17 protein-coding genes are annotated in these 20,173 nt (G+C 72.5%); 8 read left to right on the top strand and 9 right to left on the bottom strand.

The features are described from left to right. The first annotated feature begins 230 nt into the window (after positions 1–230). The 5 genes from Afe05nite_RS10725 to Afe05nite_RS10705 all read left to right on the top strand — a co-directional run bounded on the left by Afe05nite_RS10725 (position 231) and on the right by Afe05nite_RS10705 (position 8,501). The gene (locus tag Afe05nite_RS10725; RefSeq protein WP_203816863.1) at positions 231–1,112 is read left to right on the top strand and encodes an IniB N-terminal domain-containing protein; all 882 of its coding nucleotides are present in this window, start codon (positions 231–233) and stop codon (positions 1,110–1,112) included. A 17-nt stretch (positions 1,113–1,129) separates the two neighbouring features. Next, on the top strand, positions 1,130–3,073 hold the full coding sequence (locus Afe05nite_RS10720; RefSeq protein WP_203816862.1) for a dynamin family protein: 1,944 nt from the start codon (positions 1,130–1,132) through the stop codon (positions 3,071–3,073). 116 nt (positions 3,074–3,189) lie between these two features. Continuing rightward, positions 3,190–4,770 (top strand): tRNA modification GTPase, encoded by a 1,581-nt coding sequence (locus Afe05nite_RS10715; protein ID WP_203816861.1) that lies wholly within the window; start codon positions 3,190–3,192, stop codon positions 4,768–4,770. A gap of 82 nt (positions 4,771–4,852) precedes the next feature. Next, positions 4,853–6,298: a GGDEF domain-containing protein gene (locus Afe05nite_RS10710; RefSeq protein ID WP_239117716.1), complete on the top strand. Its 1,446-nt coding sequence runs from the start codon at positions 4,853–4,855 to the stop codon at positions 6,296–6,298. Between the two features lies 1 nt (position 6,299). Next, positions 6,300–8,501, top strand: coding sequence for a putative bifunctional diguanylate cyclase/phosphodiesterase (locus tag Afe05nite_RS10705; RefSeq protein ID WP_203816860.1), 2,202 nt, complete (start codon positions 6,300–6,302; stop codon positions 8,499–8,501). A gap of 30 nt (positions 8,502–8,531) precedes the next feature. Here the strand turns inward: Afe05nite_RS10705 and Afe05nite_RS10700 are convergent, their stop codons facing one another. Both Afe05nite_RS10700 and Afe05nite_RS10695 read right to left on the bottom strand, forming a co-directional pair. Beyond that, positions 8,532–9,221 carry a hypothetical protein gene (locus Afe05nite_RS10700; RefSeq protein ID WP_203816859.1) on the bottom strand — a complete coding sequence of 230 codons (690 nt, stop codon included), beginning with the start codon at positions 9,219–9,221 and terminating at the stop codon, positions 8,532–8,534. Positions 9,222–9,289: 68 nt separating this feature from the next. Next, complete coding sequence (locus Afe05nite_RS10695) at positions 9,290–10,054, bottom strand: enoyl-CoA hydratase/isomerase family protein (RefSeq protein WP_239117715.1); 765 nt, start codon at positions 10,052–10,054, stop codon at positions 9,290–9,292. A 54-nt stretch (positions 10,055–10,108) separates the two neighbouring features. Between Afe05nite_RS10695 and Afe05nite_RS10690 the strand changes: the two genes are divergently transcribed. Then, positions 10,109–10,555, top strand: coding sequence for a hypothetical protein (locus tag Afe05nite_RS10690; protein WP_203816858.1), 447 nt, complete (start codon positions 10,109–10,111; stop codon positions 10,553–10,555). On the opposite strand, the gene Afe05nite_RS10685 is transcribed toward Afe05nite_RS10690, so the two are convergent. The 5 genes from Afe05nite_RS10685 to Afe05nite_RS10665 all read right to left on the bottom strand — a co-directional run bounded on the left by Afe05nite_RS10685 (position 10,542) and on the right by Afe05nite_RS10665 (position 15,299). Further along, a complete protein-coding gene (locus tag Afe05nite_RS10685; protein WP_203816857.1) occupies positions 10,542–10,865 on the bottom strand; it encodes a hypothetical protein in 324 nt (107 codons plus the stop codon). The two genes, Afe05nite_RS10690 and Afe05nite_RS10685, sit on opposite strands and share 14 nt — an antisense overlap. Beyond that, positions 10,865–12,442: a cysteine peptidase family C39 domain-containing protein gene (locus Afe05nite_RS10680; protein ID WP_203816856.1), complete on the bottom strand. Its 1,578-nt coding sequence runs from the start codon at positions 12,440–12,442 to the stop codon at positions 10,865–10,867. The genes Afe05nite_RS10685 and Afe05nite_RS10680 overlap by 1 nt, the downstream gene beginning before the upstream one ends. Further along, positions 12,439–12,744, bottom strand: a complete 306-nt coding sequence (locus Afe05nite_RS10675) for a type VII secretion target (protein WP_203816855.1) — start codon at positions 12,742–12,744, stop codon at positions 12,439–12,441. The genes Afe05nite_RS10680 and Afe05nite_RS10675 overlap by 4 nt, the downstream gene beginning before the upstream one ends. A 40-nt stretch (positions 12,745–12,784) precedes the next feature. Next, a complete protein-coding gene (locus tag Afe05nite_RS10670; protein WP_203816854.1) occupies positions 12,785–14,317 on the bottom strand; it encodes a cellulose binding domain-containing protein in 1,533 nt (510 codons plus the stop codon). 112 nt (positions 14,318–14,429) lie between these two features. Beyond that, entirely contained in the window at positions 14,430–15,299 is an 870-nt protein-coding gene (locus Afe05nite_RS10665; RefSeq protein ID WP_203816853.1) for an aldo/keto reductase, read from the bottom strand. Between the two features lie 167 nt (positions 15,300–15,466). Here Afe05nite_RS10665 and Afe05nite_RS10660 point away from each other — a divergent pair, with 167 nt between their 5' ends. Both Afe05nite_RS10660 and Afe05nite_RS10655 read left to right on the top strand, forming a co-directional pair. After that, positions 15,467–17,419, top strand: coding sequence for a peptidoglycan-binding domain-containing protein (locus tag Afe05nite_RS10660; protein ID WP_203816852.1), 1,953 nt, complete (start codon positions 15,467–15,469; stop codon positions 17,417–17,419). Then, the gene (locus Afe05nite_RS10655; protein WP_203816851.1) at positions 17,416–18,156 is read left to right on the top strand and encodes a hypothetical protein; all 741 of its coding nucleotides are present in this window, start codon (positions 17,416–17,418) and stop codon (positions 18,154–18,156) included. Before Afe05nite_RS10660 ends, Afe05nite_RS10655 begins: the two co-directional genes overlap by 4 nt. 240 nt (positions 18,157–18,396) lie before the next feature. On the opposite strand, the gene Afe05nite_RS10650 is transcribed toward Afe05nite_RS10655, so the two are convergent. Both Afe05nite_RS10650 and Afe05nite_RS10645 read right to left on the bottom strand, forming a co-directional pair. Further along, a complete protein-coding gene (locus Afe05nite_RS10650) occupies positions 18,397–19,470 on the bottom strand; it encodes a sensor histidine kinase (RefSeq protein ID WP_203816850.1) in 1,074 nt (357 codons plus the stop codon). Further along, positions 19,467–20,126, bottom strand: coding sequence for a response regulator transcription factor (locus Afe05nite_RS10645; RefSeq protein WP_203816849.1), 660 nt, complete (start codon positions 20,124–20,126; stop codon positions 19,467–19,469). The genes Afe05nite_RS10650 and Afe05nite_RS10645 overlap by 4 nt, the downstream gene beginning before the upstream one ends. Between the last annotated feature and the right edge of the window lie 47 nt (positions 20,127–20,173).

The following is a 20,173-nucleotide window of genomic DNA, read 5'->3' as shown; positions in this document are numbered from 1 at the left end:
CAGGGACGTCATGTTCGTACCAGACCGGGCATGTGGGGGTCTTCCCCCAAAATCACGCGCCTCGATCCCCTAATCCCCCAACGCCGCACGAGGGTCCCGCACCGATCCCCTAATCGCCAAAGGGGGACCGATCCCCGATCCCCGGGTCCGTCGCCGGCCCATAACGTCATCGGCACGCCGGGCGGTCCGCCGCTCCGGACGCTATTCGTGCCAGTTAGGAGACCTCGCCCATGGAGTCATCCCCGACGTTGCAGGACTTCGTCCTCAACCTGATCTACGACCCGGTCGCCCGGGACGCGTTCGAGATCGACCCGCACGGCACCCTGCAGGAGGCCGGCCTCGGTGAGGTGACCGCCGCGGACGTGCAGGACGTGCTGCCCCTGGTGCTCGACTTCGCCCCGCTCAACGGGCTGCACAGCATCGACGGCCTGGCCCAGGTCGACAGCCTGACCACCGGGGTGGCCAACCTGGACATCGCCGGAGCGGCTGCGCACCTGCAGACCATCACGGCGCAGCTGGGCGGCACGGCCTCGCACGTCACCGGTGATCTGAACGTCGCGGCGGCGGGCGCGGTCACGGTCACCGCCGACCATCTGGTGTCCGGAGTGCTCGACGGTGGTCTCGGCCTATCCACCGGCGGGCTGTTCGGCACCGGGGGCGTGACCGTCGACCACGACCCGGCGGCGGGGCTCGACGCGGTCGTGCACGGCGGCGTGACGGCCGGGGTGACCGGCGGACTGACCACGCCTGTCGAGCACGCCGTGACCGACGTTACGTACGGCACCGACAATCTCGTTCCGCACGTGTCGGCCGGGGTGAGCGGCTCGCTGGACGCCACCGTGAACACGGTGACCGGCTTGCCCGGTTCGTTCGACCTTGACGTTTCCGGGGTGCACGGGGCAACCTCTTCGATCGTCGGTCCCGTGCTCGGCTCGGACGTGACGGGTGGTCTTCTGCCCGACGGCAGTGCCGTGCACAGCACCATCGCCGGCGTCGACCACACCGTGTCCGGTGTGCTCGGTGGTGTCACGGGTGCGACCGGCACGACCGACCCGGCTCACGGCCAGGACGGGCACGGCCTGCTCGGCGGATTGACCGGTCTGGACTTCTGACCTCGGAGAGGCGCCTGATGCAAAGATGGGAGGCCGGACCCACGGCCTATGCGGGTCCGACCTCCCCCGTCCGGCCGGGCCGGACGGAACTCGGCGCCCTCGCCACGGGCGGCGCTCCGGCATCGCTGTGGCTGGATGTCCTCGACGCGACGATCCGGACCTGTCAGGAGCACGGACGTACCGATCTGGTGGCCTGGCTTTGGCAACGCCGGGCCCAACTGCTGCACCCGCATCTGCGGGTGCTCGTGGTCGGCGCGGCCAAGCAGGGCAAGAGCCAGCTTATCAACGCCCTGATCAATGCCCCGGTCTGCGTCGTCGGCGAAGACCGGGGCACCGCCGTGCCGACCGTGGTGCGGCACACCGAGTCACCGACCGCCCAGCTGATCGTGCGGGCCTCGGCGGAGACCGCGTGGACGCCCGACGCCGCGCGGCAGGACAGCATCCCGCTCCCGCTCGACCGGCTCGCCGACGCGCTCGCCGAGACCGTCTCGATCCAGCCCGCGACCAGCCTCGGCCGGTTGCACGCCGACGTGGGGGTGCCCCGGGCGCTGCTCGCCGCCGGCCTGCAGCTCATCGACACCCCGCCGCTGCCCGGCCTGCCCGGCTCGGCCCCCGCCGCCGTCGGCCGGCTGCGCGAGCTGGCCACCGACAGCCGGGCCGACCTCGTGCTGTTCGCCTGCGAGGCGGGCCGCGAGCTCAGCGACGCCGAGGTGGCCGTGCTGGCCGACCTGGCGCGGCTGTTCCCGAGTCTGGTGGTGGCGTACACCAAGACCGACTACGCCGCGCACTGGCGGCGCGACCTGGAGGCGAGCCGGATGCGGCTGGTGCAGGCGGGGGTGCCGGCCACGGTCGTACCGTTGTCGGCCACCCTGCGCACCCGGGCCGTGCAGACCGGCGACGCGGCGCTCAACGGCGAGTCCGGCTTCCCCGCGCTGATCGGCCTGCTCGAGTCCACGGTGGCGGCCAAACCCGACCGGCTGGCCCGGGCCACCGTCGGCGTGCTCGGCCGCACAGTCACCGAACGCCTCGCCGCCTCGCTGCGTGACGACCTCGACGCCCAGCGGGCCGAGAGCGAGACCTCGCATGCCGTCAAGCGCCTGCACGAGACCCAGCGCCGGATGGACGAGCTGCGCAGATGCACGACGCGCTGGCAGACCCGGCTCTCCGACGAGGTCGCCGACCTGATGTCGGACATCGAGCACGACCTGCGCGAGCGCACCCGTGCGGTGATCGCCAAGGCCGACCAGACGTTCGCCGACTCCGATCCCTTGCGGGTGTGGGACGAGTTCGAGCAGTGGCTGCGTGCGGCGCTGCTCGAGGTGGCGCAGACCAACCTGGGCTGGCTCGGCGACCGGGCCGAGTGGCTGGCCCGGGCGGTCGCCGCCGAGTTCCCGGCCGAGCTGGGCGACGTCCTGCCCACCTGGGTGCCCGGCGTGCAGGGCGACCCCGGCGAGCGGGTGACCGAGCTCGAATCGCCCGAGGTCGAACGCTTCACCGTCACCCAGAAACTTTTCACCGGCCTGCGCGGGTCCTACGGCGGCGTGCTGATGGTCGGCCTGGTCACCAGCCTCACCGGCATGTCGCTGATCAATCCGATCTCGCTGAGCGGCGGCGCGGTCTTCGGCGGCAAGAGCATCCGTGAGGAGGGCAAGCAACTGCTGCGTCGCCGGCAGGCCGCGGCCAGGGCCGCGGTGCGCCAACACGTCGACGAGATCTTCGTGGGCCTGGCCAAGGACACCAAGGATTCCGTACGCCGCATCCAGCGTGCCCTCCGCGACCACTTCACGGCCGTCACCGAGGACCTGCAGGAAGCCATCATCGAGTCACTCCGCAGTGCCAAGGCCGACGCCGAACGCGAGGCATCCGTCCGCGACAGCCGATTCCGCCGCACCGAACAGGAACTGATCCGCCTGGCCGGCTTGCAGAAACAGGCCCTTGCCCTGCTGCCGGGCCCGAGCTGAGCAGCGCGGGCCGGGCAGCAGGGGCGGGCCGGGCAGCAGGGTGGGCCGGGGTGAGCAGCGCGGGCCGGAGTGAAGCAGCGGGCCGGGGTGAGCGGGAGGGGGTCGGGGTGAGTGGGATGGGGCCGATCGAGCGGGCGGCGCGGCTGCTGGACGAGGCGGAGCGGGTGTTCCGGGGGCACGAGCGGGCCGAGGCGTGGCTGCGCCACCACCGCGAGCGATTGTCGGAGCCGTTGCGGCTGGCCGTGACGGGGCCGCCCCGGGCCGGGAAGTCGTCCGTGGTCAACGCCCTGCTCGGCGAGGAGGTGGCGCCGGTCGTGGTGGCCGGCGCCCCGGACGTGCCGGTGTGGTTCCACGACGGGCGGCAGCCGGTCGCCTGGGTGTTCCGGACCGGGGCGCCGCCCTGGTCCGCCCCGATGGAGCGGGCTGCCGAGGGGGGCCACCTGGTCGCCGGTTCGGGCGGTGACTGGGGCGAGGTGTCCCGGGTGGTGGCCGAGTGGCCGTGCCGGGCGCTGCGGCACGTCCGCCTGCTCGACCTGCCCGCGAGCCCGACCGCCGCGCCGGGCCGCAGCCTGGCCGGCGCGGACGGGAGCCCGATGAGCGGCGCCGGCGCGGTGCTGAGCGGTGGCGCAGACGCAGGGCCGGGCGGCGGCGCAGGGCTGGGCGGCGGCGCAGGGCTGGGCGGCGGCGCAGGGCCGGGCGGCGGCGCAGGCGCGGGGCTGGGCGGCGGCGGGTGGGGTGGGGCTGGGGAGGCGGATGCGGTGCTCTATGTGGCGCGGCATCTGGGGGAGGGCGATCTGGGAGCGCTGGAGCTGTTGGGTGCCGGGCGCGGGGTGGGGGCTCTGCCCGTACACGTCATCGTGGTCTTGTCCCGGGCCGATGAGACGGCGGGTGGGCGGGCCGATGCGCTGCTCGGCGCCCGGCAGATTGCTCGCCGCAGGCGCAAGGAGGCTCGGGTCGCGGCGCTCTGCCAGGATGTTCTTGCGCTTTCCGCGCAGATGGCGCTGGTCGGGCGGAGTCTGCGGGAGGAGGAGTACGCGACGGTTGCGGCGGTGGCGGCGCTGCCTCGGGAGGAGGCGGACGCGCAGCTGCTGTCCACCGATCGGTTCACCGGGTCGGCGTCGGCGGCCGGGCGGGTGGCGTTGCTCCGGCGGCTCGGGCTCGGTGGGGTGCGGCTCGCCGTCACTCTGGTGCGGACCGGTGCTCGCAGCCGCACCGCGCTCGGCGCTCAGCTGGTGCGGCAGAGCGGGCTGACCGAGCTGCAGGCGACGGTCAGTGATCTTTTCACCGCGCGGCGGGAGGCGCTCAAGGCGCGCAGCGCGCTGATCGCCCTCGACCGGCTGGTGCGGGCGGAGAGCGGGCCGCCGACCGCGCACCTTGCCGCCGAGCTGGACCGGCTCGTCGGGGGCGCGCACGAGTTACGGGAGTTGCGGGTGCTGGCCGGGTTGCGCACCGGACGGGTCGCGCTCCCGGCCGAGCTTGCCGTGGAGGCCCGCCGGCTGGCCGGGGGTGCGGGCACTGCGCACGCCGAGCGGCTGGGGTTGCCGGCCGAGGCCCCGCCGGAGGAATTGTGGCCGGCCGCGGTCGACGCCGCCGGGCGATGGCATGAGCAGACCCGGGTGGCCGGCACGGCGACCGGCCGGCGCGCCGCCGAGGTCGTGCTGCGCAGCTGCACCGCCATCCTCGACGACCTGGGTTGACCCGGCCGGTCTTCTTCAGCCGGGCGATCGGCAGCCGATGTTACGCATCGGTAAGCAAGGTCGGCGGAAGCAGTGGCATCAAATGGGCAACCGGTTGGTACGTTCCTACCTCGTCGTCGCGGTGTCGGCGGCTGTAGGTTTCCTCGCCGTACCCGACGGCAGCACCCTTCAGGTGGTCTGGCAGGTCACCTGTGGCTGGCTGGCCGCCGCCATGATCGTCGTCGGGGTCCGGCGCCGGCGTCCGGCCGCGCCGCTCACCTGGTGGCTGATCGCGCTGGGCGTCGCCGGGAACTCGAGTGGCATCCTCGTCGAGCGGCTGCTGCTGCTTGTCCAGGACGAACCGAACTATCCGTCGCCGGCCGACATCGCGTACCTCTCGCTGTATCCCGCCGTTGCCGCCGCCCTGTTCCTGCTCGTGCGGCGGCGCGCGCCGTACCGCGACTGGTCGAGCCTGGTCGACGCGACCACGCTGACGACCGGCATGGGCCTGCTCGCCTGGATCTTCCTGATCAAGCCGGCCGCCTCGGACGAGTCGATCGGGCTGCTGGGGCACGTGGCCAGCGTCGCCTACCCGGTCGGCGACATCGTCCTGCTGGCCATGACCGTCCGCCTGATGCTCAGCGGCAGCGGCCGCGACATCTCGTTCCGCCTGCTCTGTGCGGCCCTGCTCAGCTTCCTGACCGGGGACGCCGCGTGGGCCGTGGTCAACCAGTTCGGCTGGGAGCCGGGCCCGGCGGCGCACCGGGTCCTCGCGGACATCTTCCTGGTCGGCTACCTGCTGTTCGCGGCCGCCGCGGTGCACCCGAGCGTGCGGTCGCTGGCGCGGGTCGCCGAGCCGCGGAGCGGGCGGATCAGCCGGCCGCTGCTGGCGGCGCTCACCGTGGCGTCCCTGATCGGGCCGGCCCTGCTGGCCCTGGAGGCGTTGCGCCACCAGGTCACCGACGGCCTGGCCATCGCGATCGGCTGCAGCACGTTGTTCATGCTCGTCGTCACGCGCATGTCGCAGTTGATCCGGCAACTGGACACGCAGGCCGAGAAGGTCCGCGAGCTGGCCGTCACCGACGAGCTGACCGGGCTGCCGAACCGGCGTGCCTGGAACACCGAACTGCCCCGCACGATCGAGCGGGTGCGCCGCACCGGCGATCCGCTCACCGTCGCGGTCCTCGACCTCGACCGCTTCAAGCAGTTCAACGACGCGTACGGCCATCCGGTCGGCGACCGGCTTCTCAAGGAAGCGGCCGTGGCCTGGCAGGACCAGTTGCGCACCGCCGACCACCTGGCCCGCTACGGCGGCGAGGAGTTCGTCGTGATGTTGCCGGACGCCACCGTCGGGGAGGCGCACGAGATCATCGACCGGATGCGGCTCGCCACCCCGCTGGGCCAGAGCTTCTCGGCCGGGCTCGCGCTCTGGAACGGCTCCGAGTCCTCCGACGCGCTGGTCGCCCGCGCCGACGCCGCCCTGTACGACGCCAAGCACGAGGGTCGCAACCGGATCCTCGAGGCCCGGCCCGAACCGGCTGTCGTCTGAGATGGGCCGCGACCGTCTGTGGGTTGCCGCGCTGGCCGCCGGTACGACCGCGACCGGCGCCTACTTCCTGCTGCCCCGGCAGGGCCTCGCCCAGAACCTGGCCTACAACGCGATCGGGCTGGTCTTCGCGGCGGCGATGGTGGCCGGCGTACGTCTGTTCCGCCCGGCCCGCCCGGTGCTGTGGTACCTGTTCAGCGCGGGTCAGCTGATGTCGGTCGGCGGTGACGTCGTCTGGGAGGTCTACCAGTACGTCCTGCACCGCAGCCCCTATCCCTCCCCGGCCGACGTGCTCTACCTCGGCTGCTATCCGCTGCTGGCGGCCGGTCTGGTCGTGCTGACCCGGGAGCGGCGCGGCCGCGACGAGTCCGCGCTGATCGACACCGCCATCGTCGGCACCGGCCTGTGCCTGGTCTTCGGGCTCTTCGTGATCCAGCCGATCGCCGCCGCCTCGGACGGCTCCACCCTCGAATGGCTGATCAGCGTCGCCTATCCGATGGCCGACGCGGTGCTTCTGATCATCGTGGCCCGGCTCTACACCGGCAGCTCCCGTCGTACCGTCGCGGAACGGCTGCTCGGCATCGCCGCGGTGCTCCTGCTGATCGGCGACATCGCGTTCGCGGTGCTGACGCAGTATTCCTCGTACGAGGGCGGCAATCTGCTCGACGCGACGTTCCTGATGTCGTACGTGGTGTGGGGTGTGGCCGCCCTGCACCCGTCGATGGCCGTCCGTTCCGGCACCGCGGCCTTGTCCGGGCCGGCGCGGGTGGGCCTGATCCGGTTGGCCGCGCTGACCGCGGTCTCCCTCCTCGCGCCCGCCATGATGTTCGTGCCGGCCGTGATGGGCAAAGGCGTGGACCGCTTCGCCGTCGGAGTGGGTTCCATCCTGCTCTTCCTGCTGGTCGCGGCCCGGATGGCGGGTTTCGTGCGCCGGGTGCAGAAGCAGGCGGCCCGCCTCGAGGACCTGGCGATGCACGACGAGTTGACCGGCCAGGCCAACCGGCGGCACTTCCTGCGGCGGCTCGAGCAGGCGCTCGCGGCCGGCCGGCCCGCGGTGATCCGGCTCAACGTCAACGACTTCAAGCGCATCAACGACCAGCTGGGCCACGCCGTGGGCGACCATCTGCTGGCCCGGCTCGGCGGCCAGATCGCCGTGCTGGCCGGCGAGACGGCGGTGGTCGCCCGGATCGGCGGCGACGAGTTCGCGGTCCTGCTCCCCGACGCCGGCCGCACCGCGGACGTGCTCGACCGACTGGTGGCCGGCTTCGACGCACCGGTCGCGGCCGGCGGCCACCACCTGCTCGTGCGCACCAGCGTCGGGGTCGCCGAGGCGGGCGACGTCACGGAGCCGCTGGAGATCCTCCGGCGGGCCGACCTCGCGGTGTTCGCGTCGCGCGGCAGCGGCCGGCCACGCCACTTCACCCCGGAGCTCGACCGCCTGGCGCACGAGGAGGCGACGGTCGGCGCGGAACTGCGCACCGCCCTGCGGGACGGGCAGTTCCGGCTGGTCTTCCAGCCGATCGTCGAGCTGCCGCACGGCCGGGTGGTCGCGGTGGAGACCCTGGTGCGCTGGGAGCACCCGCGGCTCGGCACGGTCAGTCCCGCCGTCTTCATCCCGATCGCCGAGCGCAACGGCCTGATCGTCGAGCTGGGCGCCTGGATCCTGCGCGAGGCATGCCGCGAGATGGTCGCCGACCCGCATTCCCCGGAGCGGATCAGCGTCAACGTCTCGCCCCGCCAGCTCGCCCACCCCGACCTGGTGCGGACGATCGCCGATACGCTCACCGAGTTCGGTCTGCCGGCCGAGCGGCTCACCATCGAGGTCACCGAGACGGCCGTGTTCGACGGCGGGCCGGCCATCGAGGCGCTGCATCAGTTGCGGGCGCTCGGCATCCGGATCGCGCTCGACGACTTCGGCACCGGGCACTCCTCCCTGACCCTGCTGCGTACCGTCCCGGCGCAGGTCCTGAAGGTGGACAAGTCGTTCGTCGACGAGATCACCGTGGGCGGCCAGTCCGCGGTCATCGCCGGCGGGCTCATCGAGATCGCCAACGGCCTCGGGATGACCGCGGTGGCCGAGGGTGTCGAGACCGCCGGCCAGGCCGAGGTGCTCTACCAGCTCGGCTACCGGCTGGCCCAGGGCTACTACTTCGGCCGGCCGGCCGGCACGATGCCGCGCACCCCGACGGCGGCGCTGCGGCCCTGAGCACCCCGGACGCCGGGAGCGGCGGCCCGCTCAGGTGGGGATCCGGCGCGGTCGGTACCCGGCGCGGAAGAAGCCCCGGACCGGGCGGTCGCCGAGGCCCAGGTTGTGGTCGAAGGTCCGCGCGTGGCCGGGGGTGCCGGTGTCGAACGCGATGAACGTGTCGTCGCGCCGGCCCCGGTTGGGGTCGTACACCCGCACCATGACCCGGTCGGCCTCGCGGGTGTAACCGACCGCCAGCACCTGGTGGTTGAGCGCCAGGTCACGCGGATCCCGCGAGGCCGCCGTCACCACGCCCAGCGGCACCGGCACCGAGCGGTCGAGGTCCTTGGCGATCCGTGCCCACTGCACCTCGACGGTGCGCCGGCGGAGGCCGCGCGCGACCAGGACACGGCGGCCGCGCACCGAGAAACCGACGTCGGCGTCCGGCAGGTTCATCCATCGGTAGTACTGGACGAGGCCCGCCGGAAAATGCCAGGAATCGACAAGTCGATGGACGAAGAACCGGTAGAGCGGATGATCCGCGCCCGGTTGATCGGCGGGCGTGGCGATTTCCGCGTGCCAGTAGTCGAGTGCCGCGAATACCATTCCGCCGCACAGCCCGCCGGCGGCGTTACCCACCCCGACCGGCCCGAAGGGCGTCGAAAGGGACACCGCGGGCTGACGCGGCCACCTGTTGGCGAAGGCGAAGCCGTCCCTCGACGGCAGAAAGCTTCTCTCCATCGGTCCACCTCGGCGCCATAGTAGGCCGGACCCGCGGCCGGGCGGCGTCGGCGATCCGACGGCCATCGCTATTCGCCGAGAAAGGCCGGGGTCCGGCGCTCGAGGCTGGCTTCGATCCCCTCGGCGCTGTCCCGGGTCGCCCACAGCACCCGCTGCTCGGCGAGCTCGTGGTCGAGGGCCGCCCCGACCCGTTCGACCAGGTCACCGCGCAGCGTGCCACGGATGGAACGTACGGCCAGCGGTGCCGACGCGGCGATCTGCCCGGCCAGTTCCAAGGCGGTGTCGCGCACCCGGCCCGGCGCGGCGAGGCGGTCGGCCAGCCCGACTCGGACCGCCTCCTCGCCGCCGACCCGCCGGGCGGTCAGCAGCATGTCCGTCGCGAACTGGCGGCCGACCAGCTCGGGCAGCGTGACGCTGAGCCCGAAGCCCTGGTGGAAGCCGAGCCGCGCGAAGTTCGCCACGAACCGGGTCGACGCCTCGGCGACCCGGAAATCGGCGGCGCAGGCCAGCCCGAGCCCGCCCCCGACGGCACTGCCCTGCACGGCGGCGACGATCGGGGTCCGTACGCCGAAAAGCCTTTTCCCGTGCCGGTAGAGCCCGGCCGCCGCGGCGGCCCGGTCCCGCACGAAATCGCCCTCGCCGAGGTCGGCGCCCGCGCAGAAGTGGCGGCCCGTCGAGGCGAGCACGAGCACTCGGCACTTGCCGTCGAGTTCCACGGCGGCGTCGACGAGCCGGCCCAGCAGCGACTCGTCGATGTGGTTGGCCGGCGGCCTGGTCATCTCCAGCAGGCCGACCTCGTCCGTCACCGTCACCGAAAGCTCTGCGCTCGACACCCGACCAACCCTGCCATACCGCGGTCTCGAGCCTGATCGCTATCGTTGCCGGTCGTGGCTGGATTCGCGCGCGTCATTGTCCGGGCCGTCGTGGCCGTCGTCGTGCTGGCCGGCCTGGCCTGGGCCGGCGTCGCGGTCTACCGGCACCAGGTCTACGGCGCGGTCTTCGCCGAGTCGCAACTGAGCGTCCCGGTCGACGCCGGCGACCGGTTCTCGCTGGCCGTGCCGACCAGCGGCGGATCGGTCGGCGACTCGTGGACCGCGGCGGGCGACGCGGCCGGGCTGCTCGGCACGCCGGCCGAGCGAACACGCCACGACGGCCTGCTCGACCGGGTGCGCGACCCGCTGCTGGGCGGGGGCGAGGGCACCAAGTTCTTCACGTACGACGCGTCGAAGGCCGGCAGCACGTCGGTGACGCTGTCCTATTGTTTCCAGGGCTGCGACAACCCCGCCACGCAGGCCAGGAAACGCACCGTGACCTGGAACGTCACCGTCCGCTGAGGTGGCGCGCCTCGAGCACGGCGGCCACCGCGTCGAGCCAGCGGGCCAGGCGGTCGCTGCCGGCCCCGATCGCCAGCCACGGGCGCACCAGGGCGGTCTGCTCCGGCGTCGGCAGCGGTTCGGGCAGCCGGGCCGCGTAGTCCAGGCCGCCCCGGCGCACGACCTCGGCCAGGAACGCCAGCGAGCGCGGGTCGACGCCGAGCCGGTCGGCCTGCAGCGCGGCCGGCACCAGCGAGTCGGTGAAGTCGCCGGCCGCCAGCAGCGCGGCCACGTCGTCCTGCAGGGCCTGCTCGTCGGTGCGGAACCGCATCACTTCACCTCCGTGGGAAGGCGCACCGACATCGGCTTGCCGGGCAGGCCCTCGGTGCCGTTGCTGATGTCACCGGCCATGAACGCGTCCTCGCTCACCCAGTAGGTGTAGCCCCACGGGTTGTAGATCTGGAGTTGGTCGCCCTGGTGGCCGACGATCATCATCTGGTGGCCGCCCTCGTCGCCGCGGGTCGAGACCGGAACCGGGTAGCCCTCGTCGACCGCCTGCTCGATCTGCGGCAGTCGGTCGTAGCGGGCGTCCGAACCGCCCATGTCGACGTTCCGATAGGACGCGCCGGTGCGCGGGGCGATCTGCTCGTCGGCGATCGTCTCCGACTGGTCGTTGGACATGCCGTCCGACCCGATGACCGGGAGCTTCTGGGTCCAGCCGCGACCGTCGTCGTAGACCTGTTCCTGCTGCTCCCGCAGGCGCTGGGCGAACGCGTCGGGGTTGTCGAGGGCCGGATCACCCGGGTGGCCGCCGGTGGTCAGCTGCAGGGCGTAGAGCGGGTCGACGGCGGCGCGCGCGGCCACGGTCGACGAGGCCACGCACGTCGGGTACTGACCCTGGGTCCACTGGGCCCCGTCGAAGGTGTTCCACTGCTTGCCGTCGGCGCCGGTGCGCCTGTCGGAATCCATGGTGAACGGGGTCAGGTGCTCGGCCAGCCAGCGCGGGTCGGCGCCGTGCGCCGCGATCATGCCGTTGAACTTCGCCACGTCGTCGACCGAGTAGCCCGCGGCGAGCATCTTCATCAGGTAGGCCCGCTGCTCCGGTGACTGCGACGAACCCAGCAGCCCCATCATCCGCTGCCGGTCGGCGTCGCCGAGCCCGCTCATCGCCGCGGCGGCCCGCTCCTCCTGGGCGAGGGTGAGGACGCCGTTGCCCTGGAACAGCGGATTGTTGCCGGCCTCGGCCACCACGATCTCGTCGAGGGCGCTCATCGGCGAGTCCCGCAACCGCCGGCCGCGGGCCAGGCCGGCGTTGTCGCGCAGCACCGAGGCGAGGTCGCGCCCCCGGTCCCGGATCTGCTCGTGGGCCGTCACCCGGGCGTCGACCGCCTGCGCTCCACGGAATTGCAGCTCCGCCATCTTCTGACCGTCGTAGTCGGCGAAGTCGGGGAGGAAACCCAGGGCGGTCATCCTCGAGGCCTGCTCGGCGACGTCGGTCAGCTCGTCGACGGCGCCGTTGTCGGCGGGCGTGTGCTGCTCCAGCGCCGACGCGTAGTCACGGAGGCGGCCGGGCATCGTTCGCATCGCGTCGGTCAGGCTGTCGATGTCGGTCATCAGGGCCCGCACCGCGTCCTGCGCCGCCACGTGGGCGTCACCCACCCAGCTCGCCCCGATGCCGCCACCGTCGTAGCCGACCGCCCGGATGCTCTCCCACGCCTTGGTCGCGATCTCGTGCGTCCTGCCGATGTTGCCGGCGATGTCGTGGACGGTGCCCGAGTCACCGGCGAAACCGGGGATCGCGGCCGCCGCGGCGCATCCGCCGGCCAGCTCGTCGGTGCCCCAGACCCCGGTCGCGGCGTGGATGTTGCCCTGCTCGTGCTTGAGCTTGCCGATGTTCTCCTCGTTCACCGCACCCCACCGACCCGATGCGCCGAGGCCTTGTCGGCCCGGTCGTAGTCGCCGGCGGTCTGCTCGAGGGCGTCGGCCAGTTGCCGGCACGCCTGTTCGAGCAGGCGGAACTCCTCCTCCATCGCGGTGGCGTACGCCCGGTAGGCGGCGGCCGTCGTGTAGTGGTCGAAGGCCGCCGCCACGCCGTACTGCTTCTCCGGCACCGCCAGCTGCTCCGCCGCCCGGCGCAGGCTTTCGGCGGCTTCCTCCCGCAGCTTGCGGGCCGCCACCCGCAAATGGTCGGACTTCACCTGCACCGTCATCGATGTCCCCCACCTCGACCGAGTGTCAGGGATGGTAGTCCTACCAGGCCAGTGGCAGTGTCCTCAGGTGCTGCGTCAACGCGTCGGCGAGGATCTGGTGGTCGTGCCGCGACGGGTGCCAGTCGCAGCCCAGCAGGTCCATGCCGAGGGCGTTGTTGTCGTAGTAGAGCGCGGAGATCCGGGCGTCCTTGCGGTCGGTCACGATCCGCCGGACGGAATCGGCGAACGCGGTCGTCTGGTAGGACAGGTCGGGGTAGGTCAGCACGATGTAGGTCGAACTCCCGTAGCGCGCCCGCAGCTTGTCGAGGAATCCGTTGTAGGCGGTGCGGTAGTCGGCGGCCAGCTGGTCGATCGTGGTCCACTTCTCGCCGGCGTTGAGCGCGGTGGAGAAGTCGTTGATGCCGAGCCCGATGACCACCACCTGGGGCCGCCACGTGCTCGGCACCGGCCACGCCTGACTCGAGTAGGCGGCCTGCAGGTCGGTGTCGTAGTACGTACGGAAATTGTCGGTGCCCTGGCCGTTGTAGTTCCGCACCATGCCCATGCCGGACCAGGCGTTGATCTGGTAGTCGGCGTTGAAGCCCTTGGCGGTGAGCGCCCCGAACGCGACGTCGGCGTTGGTGTTGCGGGTGACGCCGCCGTTGCTGTTGCAGTCACGCGTCGTCGACATGTCGCCGTAGCCGGCCGTCCACGAGTCGCCGATGAACTCCATCTGCCGGCTGCGCAGCGCCGGTTTCGCGAGGATCGTCCCGCCGCTGTCCGCCACCAGCCCGCCGAACTCACCCGCGCCGTAGGGGCTCTCGGTGCGCTTCGCGAGGCGTACGGTGTGGTCGCCGCTCGCCAGGCCACGGACCCAGTAGGTGGTCCGCCCCGGCGTCACCAGGGTGGCCACCGTCGCGCCGTCGACCTGCACGACGTAGTCGTTGGTGGAGTCGTTGAGGACCAGGCCGACGCCGGTGCCGCGGAAGCGCCCTTCGAAGTAGGTGCCCGGCCAGGTGAACTGGACCGAGGTGCCGTTGTCCCGCACCCGCCCGACGGTGCTCACCTGGCCCAGGACCTTCACCGGCCCACCGGTGGGCGTCGGCGTCGGCGTGGGCGACAGGCTCGGTGTCGGGGTGGGCGTGGGCGTCGGCCCGCCGGTCGGGCTGGTCGTCGGGGTCGGGGTCGGACCGGTGCCCCCGTCGCAGGCGACGCCGTTGAGCGCGAAGTCGGTCGGCGCCGGGTTCGCGCCGGTCCACGTGCCGTTGAAGCCGACCGAGGCCTTGCCGCCGCTCGCGACCGTGCCGTTCCAGGTCGCGTTGCCGACCGTGACCTGGGTGCCGGACTGGCTCACCGTCCCGTTCCACAGCGCGGTGACCTTCTGCCCGGCCGGGAACGACCAGGTCAGTCGCCAGCCGCTGAGGGCGTCGCCGAGGTTGGTGACGTCGACGGTCGCCCCGAACCCGCCCTGCCACTGGCTGGTCACCGCGTAGCTGACCCGGCAGCCGGCGGCGGCCTGGGCGGCGATCGCGCTGACGAGAACGGCACCGGCCGCGACGGCAACGGTCGCGGTGGCGGCAACAGCTCGGCGCATGACGACCCCTAAGATCGATAAAATTCAATGCCTGAACCGGTTAAGGTACGCCCCTCGCCGGTCCCCGTCCACCGCTGCGCCGCGCGTGTGCCCGCCGAGCCGGCCGCGCCGCTCAGTCCTCGGGGATGACCCGGTCGAAGATGTCGCGCGGCTCCTCCGGGTCGGGCCCGTTGCGGACGCCCCGGTCCAGGGCGTCGATCCGGCCCATCTCCTCGTCGCTGAGCTCGAAGCCGAAGACGTCGAAGTTCTCCGCGATCCGGCCCGGGTTCGTCGACTTCGGGATGGCCGACCGGCCGTGCTGCAACTGCCAGCGCAGCATCACCTGAGCCGGCGTCCGGCCGTGCGCACCCGCGATCTCGCCGATCACCGGGTCCTGCAGGACGCTGCGCCGCTGTTCGCCCCAGCCCGGATAGAAGGTGATCCCGCCGATCGGCGACCAGGCCTGGGTCAGGATGCCGTGCTCGGCGTCGGCCTTCTGCACATCCGGCTGACTGAAGTACGGGTGCAGCTCGATCTGGTTGACCGCCGGCACCACGTCGGCGCGCGCCAGCAGCTCCGTCAGATGGTGGCGCATGAAGTTGCTGACCCCGATCGCCCGCACCCCGCCGTCGGCGAGGAGCTTCTCCAGCGCCCGGTAGGCCGCGATCGTGCGCTCGAACCGGTCGGGCGCCGGCTGGTGCAGGATCAGCAGGTCGATGCGGTCGACGCCGAGCTTGCGGGTGGCCTTGTCGAAGGCGTGCAGCGTCTCGTCGAACCCGTAGTCGCTGACCCAGATCTTGGTCTCGACGAACACATCCGTACCCCGGATCGCCTCGCCGACCTGCCGTTCGTTGCCGTAGGCGGCGGCCGTGTCGACGTGCCGATAGCCGACCCGCAACGCCTCCGCGACGGCCGCCGCGGTCTCCTCGGGCGGACTCTGAAACACCCCGAAGCCGAGCGCGGGCATCACGACACCGTTGTTGAGCACCAGTTCCTCGTTCATGAGAACGACGCTATGGGTACGGCGTCCGCGTTGAGAGGTACCAGCTGTACCCCCCTCGAACGGTGCGCGCCGGACCGGACTGCGCGAAAGACCGCCCGAACGCCCTTGGCCGGCACGGCCCGGCGGTCGAAGCTCGACGTGTCGCCCAACCGCCCGGGGGTCGTGCCGTGTCCGACATCGCTGCTCAGCGGGTCCTGAAGCCGCAGGACACGCCCGACGTCAACACGCTCGGCCCCGACCCGCGGATCCTGCTGGCCGCGGGCAACGCCGCGATGGCCCGGATGCTGCCGGGGGCACCGGCCGGGGCCGCGCTCGGCGAGCTCGGGCAGTTCGCCGGGAACGCGCAGGTGGCGCGGTTCGTCGGGCAGCCGCCGGCGCCGGGTGGGGGAGCGCCGCCGGCACCCGGCGGTGGCGTCACGTCGGGAGCGCACGGGGATTCCGTGCAGGATCTCCAGGTCGAGCTCAGCCGGCTGCAAGCCTCGGCGGCGCCGCTCACCGAGGACGGGAAGTACGGCCCGCTGACCGAGGCCGCCGTCCGCAACTTCCAGACCGGCGCCGGGATCGTGCCGGTCACCGGGGTCGCCGACCCGGTCACCAAGGCGCAGATCGACGCCGCCTTCGCCGCCCTGCCGGCACCCGTGCGGGTGGTCCTCGCCAGCGGCGCCACCGGCACCGACGTGGGGTTCGCGCAACAGAAACTCAACGCCGTCGGGGCCAGCCCCCGGCTGATCATCAACGCGATCTTCGACGGACCGATGCTCGGCGCGGTCATCGCGTACGAGATCGCCGCCCTGCACCGCTTCCCGACCGCAACCGTCGACGCCGCGATGTGGACCGCCCTGGATTCCGGGGTAAAGGGTGGTTTCCTGGCGCCCGAAGGCGCCGGCGGCACGCAGGTCGAGCAGAACACCACGAGCGGCACGGCGAATTCCTTGGGTACGCAAGTGGCCGGCACCTCGTTGCACCCCTTCACCGGCGTCGGCGGGCTGACCGGCGGGCCGGCCGTCCACGAGTTGCAGCAGAAGCTGAACACCGCCGGGGCGTCACCGGCACTCAAGGACGACGGCGCGTTCGGCCCGAAGACGCTGGCCGCGCTGCGCGCCTTCCAGACCGGGCGGGTGCCGCCGCTGCCCGCCACCGGCACCGCCGACAAGGCCACCTGGGACGCCCTCGACGTGGCGTCACCCGGCTCCCTGACCGGCGCGGTCGACAGGCAGTGGACGGAGGTCGTCGGCGGCGCGACCTACAGCATGGTCGGCGCCGAGGGCTCGCACTACTCGTGGGAGATCCAGAAGACCCGGATGCTGGTCACCGCCAAGGTCACTTTCGTCGGACCGCCGCCGCCCGGGGCGTGGTTCGGCTATGTGCCGGCGACCTGGAACCAATACCAAGGGGTGGACGCCGCCTCCGGCAACTCGCTGCCCATCGACTTCCAGATGACCAGCGGCGGCGGTGGCGACGCCAACCAGGTGAAGGTGCTGACCGGCTCCGGCCGGGCGAACGCCGGCGAGTGGTACCTCGCCGACCCCGACGCGAAGAACACCATCCCGCACGAGTTCGGTCACCTGATCGGCCTGCAGGACGAATATCAACTGCACCCCGGCGATTACGTACGCGTCACCGGCCACGAACCGCCGGTCGGTGACACCACCGGCCCGGCCGGCGCCCCCGCCCCGGCCACCGCGCCCACCCCCGCCACGATCGCCACCCAGTTGCAGACCGCCATGGTGGCCCGCAGCTCGGCCGGCGCCCTCGCCGCCACCGTCACCGCCGGAGTGAGACCGGGTGCGTTCGCCCAGCGGATCGTGCAGGAATACGCCACACTCGCGACCACCACCGTGCCGGCCGTCCCCGGAGTCGTCGGCCCACCCTCGGTGCCCGGCAAGCCGGCCGTCACGCTCACCGGCGACCTGCTCTTCGACCTCAACGCCGCCCTGCCCGACGACACCGACCGCTACGAGACGATCCAGGTGCTCAGCTACTCCAGCGGCTCCGTCATGGGCGACCAGAGCCGGGTGTCCGACCCCCACGACCACGGCGCCCAGCCGCGCCACCTGGGAGAGTTCATGGCTATCCTCGGCCGGGCACTGGGCGGCACCTGGGAGGCGAAACGCCGATGATCCTGCGACTCGTGATCGCCGACGGCCGGCAGACCCCCGCCGTCGCCGAAAGCGTCGAACTGTCCGCCGACGGCACCCTGACCGGCTGGCGCAGCGTGAGCCCCGCCGGCGTCGGCTGGTTCACCGGCAAGCTCCCCGCCCCCGAGCTGACCGCCCTCCAGGCCCTGATCGAAGCCGTCACCCCCACCTCCCCACCACACCCCGTTCCCCGCCCCGGCGCCGCCGAGGAGGTGCTGGAGCTACCCGCCACCGGCCCCGTCTCGATAGCCGGCCTCACCCCCGCCTCTGCCCCTGCCCCCACCCCCGCCTCTGCCCCGGCCGACGCCGATTCCCTCGACGGCGGCGTCGACGGCGCCGGTGCGTGGGCTCGGCTCGCTGAGGCATCGCGGCAGTTGATCGAGCGGCTCACCGACTTCCCCCGGGCCGCGGTCGCGGTGGACGTCGCGTCGCCGACCACCGCGCGCTTGGTCCACCGCGGCACCGACCCGCTTCGTCTCGACCTCGGCACGGTCGCGGTGCGGGTCACCGCGTGGCGGGGCTACTACGAGCCGGCCGGCGACTGGACCGGCCCGGTCACCGGCCCGGCCGAGGTCGAAGCCGGACCCGGATGGACCTACGACCTCCCGATCGAGCGCGCCCCCGACGACACGACCGTCCACCTGGCAGTCAACTTCGCCGTGCTGAGCGGTTCGACGAAAGTGCCCGTCCAGGCCCGCTTCACGCCGGTCCCGAAATAAGCGAACTCCGCGCCGCCCAGCAGACCCGAACGACGCGGCCGGCGGCCTCGCGCCCCGACCTGCCGTCCCAGCCGGCCGCAGGTCCGGTCCGGGCTTGAAGCCGAGCCGCGGCCCGGGGCTGGGCCGCGCTCGGGGGCTGGGCTGCGGGTTGAGGCTGAGGCACGGCTTGGGGCTGGGCCGCGGGTTGGGGCTGGGCTGCCCGGTCGGACGGGACCGGAGCGCGAGGGCTGGGCCGGCGGTTTACGGGGGTGGGGAGGTCGGCGCGAGGGTGTGGGGCGGCGCGGCGGGGAAGGACACCTGGACGCGCAAGCCGTCGTGGCCGGTGGAGGACGCGGCGATGATGCCGTCGTGGGCGCGGGTTATGGAGCGGGCGATCGCCAGTCCCAGGCCGGCCCCGCCGCCGTGGTCGATGCGGGCGGCGGTGCGGCGGCGGAACGGTTCGAAGAGGGCTGCCACCTCGTCCGGCGGGACGTCGTCCCCGGTGTTCGCCACGGTGAGGGCCGGGTCCTCGGCGACGGCGATCTCGACCGTACCGTCAGCTCTGTTATATTTTATGGCATTTTGGACGAGGTTGGTGACCAGGCGTTCCAGCAGAACCTGCTCGCCGACGACGATGCGCGGCTCGAGGTGGCTGGTGATCGTCACGCCCTTGTCGTCGGCGGCGGCCCGGTGTTTCTCGATGGTGGTGGCGACGATCCGGTCGAGCCGGATCGGCACGCGAGCGAGCAGGCCCCGGTCGCTCTCGGCGAGCACCAGCAGGCCCTCGATGAGGCGTTCGTTACGTTCGTTGGTTTCCAGCAACTGCGCGGTGAGCAGCGTCAACTGTTCCTCGGTGAGCTCGCGGGCCATGCTCACCTCGATCAGCATGCGCTGTACGGCCAGGGGCGTGCGCAACTCGTGGGACGCGTCCGCGGCGAACCGGCGCTGCGCCTCGTAACCGATCGCGATGCGGTCCATCATGTCGTCGATGGCCCGGCCCAGCACCGACATCTCGTCCCGGCCGGCACCGGGGCGCAGGCGGTGGCCGAGGTTCTGCGGGCCGACGTTCGCGATCAGCGGTGCCAGGTCGCGGATCGGGCGCACGCACCAGTTCACCGCCGCCCAGGCCGCGCCGAGAAGGAGCAGCATCGGCGGGAGCACGGCGAGAGTCATCACCAGGCTTGGTCGCCCGCAGACGAACGACGGGTCGAGGCCGCACAGGGACGGCCCGAACTCGCGGAAGATGTCCAGCAGCAGGCCGGCCGTCGGGCGCACGAACTGGGCGGCGGCCAGCAGGCCCGCGCAGAGCAGCAGGATCCGGTGGGCGGGCCTCATGCGCCGAGCCGGTATCCGGTGCGCGGCAGGGTGTGGATGACCGGCGGGTCGTCGAGCTTCTTGCGCAACGTCATGACGGTCATCCGGACCGCGTTGGTGAACGGGTCGGTGTGCTCGTCCCACGCCTGTTCGAGCAGTTCCTCGGCGCTGACCACCCGGCCGCCGGCCCGCAGCAGCACGTGCAGCACGGCGAACTCCTTGGGCGACAGAGACAGCACCCGGCCGTCGCGCGCGGCGGTGTGCCGGGTGACGTCGAGGACGATGCCGTCCTGTTCCAGCACGGGCGGCAGGGCCGGGGCGGACCGCCGGGACAGCGCCTGGAGCCGGGCCACCAGCTCGGCGAACGCGAACGGCTTGGTCAGGTAGTCGTCGGCGCCCAGGCCCAGACCCTCGACCCGGTCCCGGATGCCGGCCGCGGCGGTCAGCAGCAGGACCCTCGTGGTCAGCCCCGACGAGGCCATCCACCGGCACACCTCGTCGCCGGTCCGGCCGGGCATGTCCCGGTCGAGCACCGCGACGTCGTAACGGTTCACACCCAGCCGTTCGAGGGCACTGTCACCGTCGTAGACCACGTCGACGGCCATGGAAAGCCGGCGCAGCCCCTCGGCGATCGTGTCAGCCATCAGCTTCTCGTCCTCAGCGACCAGCACCCGCACGCCGTCACCCTGGCACAACGCGGATAAAGAATTCATAAGGACGCCGC

The organism is Paractinoplanes ferrugineus (genome assembly GCF_016862195.1).
GTDB lineage: Bacteria > Actinomycetota > Actinomycetes > Mycobacteriales > Micromonosporaceae > Actinoplanes > Actinoplanes ferrugineus.
The sequence above is the reverse complement of the archived record's forward strand: the minus strand, read 5'-3'. Positions and strand labels throughout refer to the sequence as shown.

Excerpts from the sequence above, each read along its gene's own strand:
- Afe05nite_RS10655 (WP_203816851.1), top strand. The coding sequence starts at position 17,416 with ATGATCCTGCGACTCGTGATCGCCGACGGCCGGCAGACCCCCGCCGTC.
- Afe05nite_RS10710 (WP_239117716.1), top strand. The coding sequence starts at position 4,853 with ATGGGCAACCGGTTGGTACGTTCCTACCTCGTCGTCGCGGTGTCGGCG.
- Afe05nite_RS10705 (WP_203816860.1), top strand. The coding sequence starts at position 6,300 with ATGGGCCGCGACCGTCTGTGGGTTGCCGCGCTGGCCGCCGGTACGACC.
- Afe05nite_RS10700 (WP_203816859.1), bottom strand. The coding sequence starts at position 9,221 with ATGGAGAGAAGCTTTCTGCCGTCGAGGGACGGCTTCGCCTTCGCCAAC.
- Afe05nite_RS10670 (WP_203816854.1), bottom strand. The coding sequence starts at position 14,317 with ATGCGCCGAGCTGTTGCCGCCACCGCGACCGTTGCCGTCGCGGCCGGT.
- Afe05nite_RS10665 (WP_203816853.1), bottom strand. The coding sequence starts at position 15,299 with ATGAACGAGGAACTGGTGCTCAACAACGGTGTCGTGATGCCCGCGCTC.
- Afe05nite_RS10675 (WP_203816855.1), bottom strand. The coding sequence starts at position 12,744 with ATGACGGTGCAGGTGAAGTCCGACCATTTGCGGGTGGCGGCCCGCAAG.
- Afe05nite_RS10715 (WP_203816861.1), top strand. The coding sequence starts at position 3,190 with ATGGGGCCGATCGAGCGGGCGGCGCGGCTGCTGGACGAGGCGGAGCGG.
- Afe05nite_RS10720 (WP_203816862.1), top strand. The coding sequence starts at position 1,130 with ATGCAAAGATGGGAGGCCGGACCCACGGCCTATGCGGGTCCGACCTCC.
- Afe05nite_RS10650 (WP_203816850.1), bottom strand. The coding sequence starts at position 19,470 with ATGAGGCCCGCCCACCGGATCCTGCTGCTCTGCGCGGGCCTGCTGGCC.
- Afe05nite_RS10685 (WP_203816857.1), bottom strand. The coding sequence starts at position 10,865 with ATGCGGTTCCGCACCGACGAGCAGGCCCTGCAGGACGACGTGGCCGCG.
- Afe05nite_RS10725 (WP_203816863.1), top strand. The coding sequence starts at position 231 with ATGGAGTCATCCCCGACGTTGCAGGACTTCGTCCTCAACCTGATCTAC.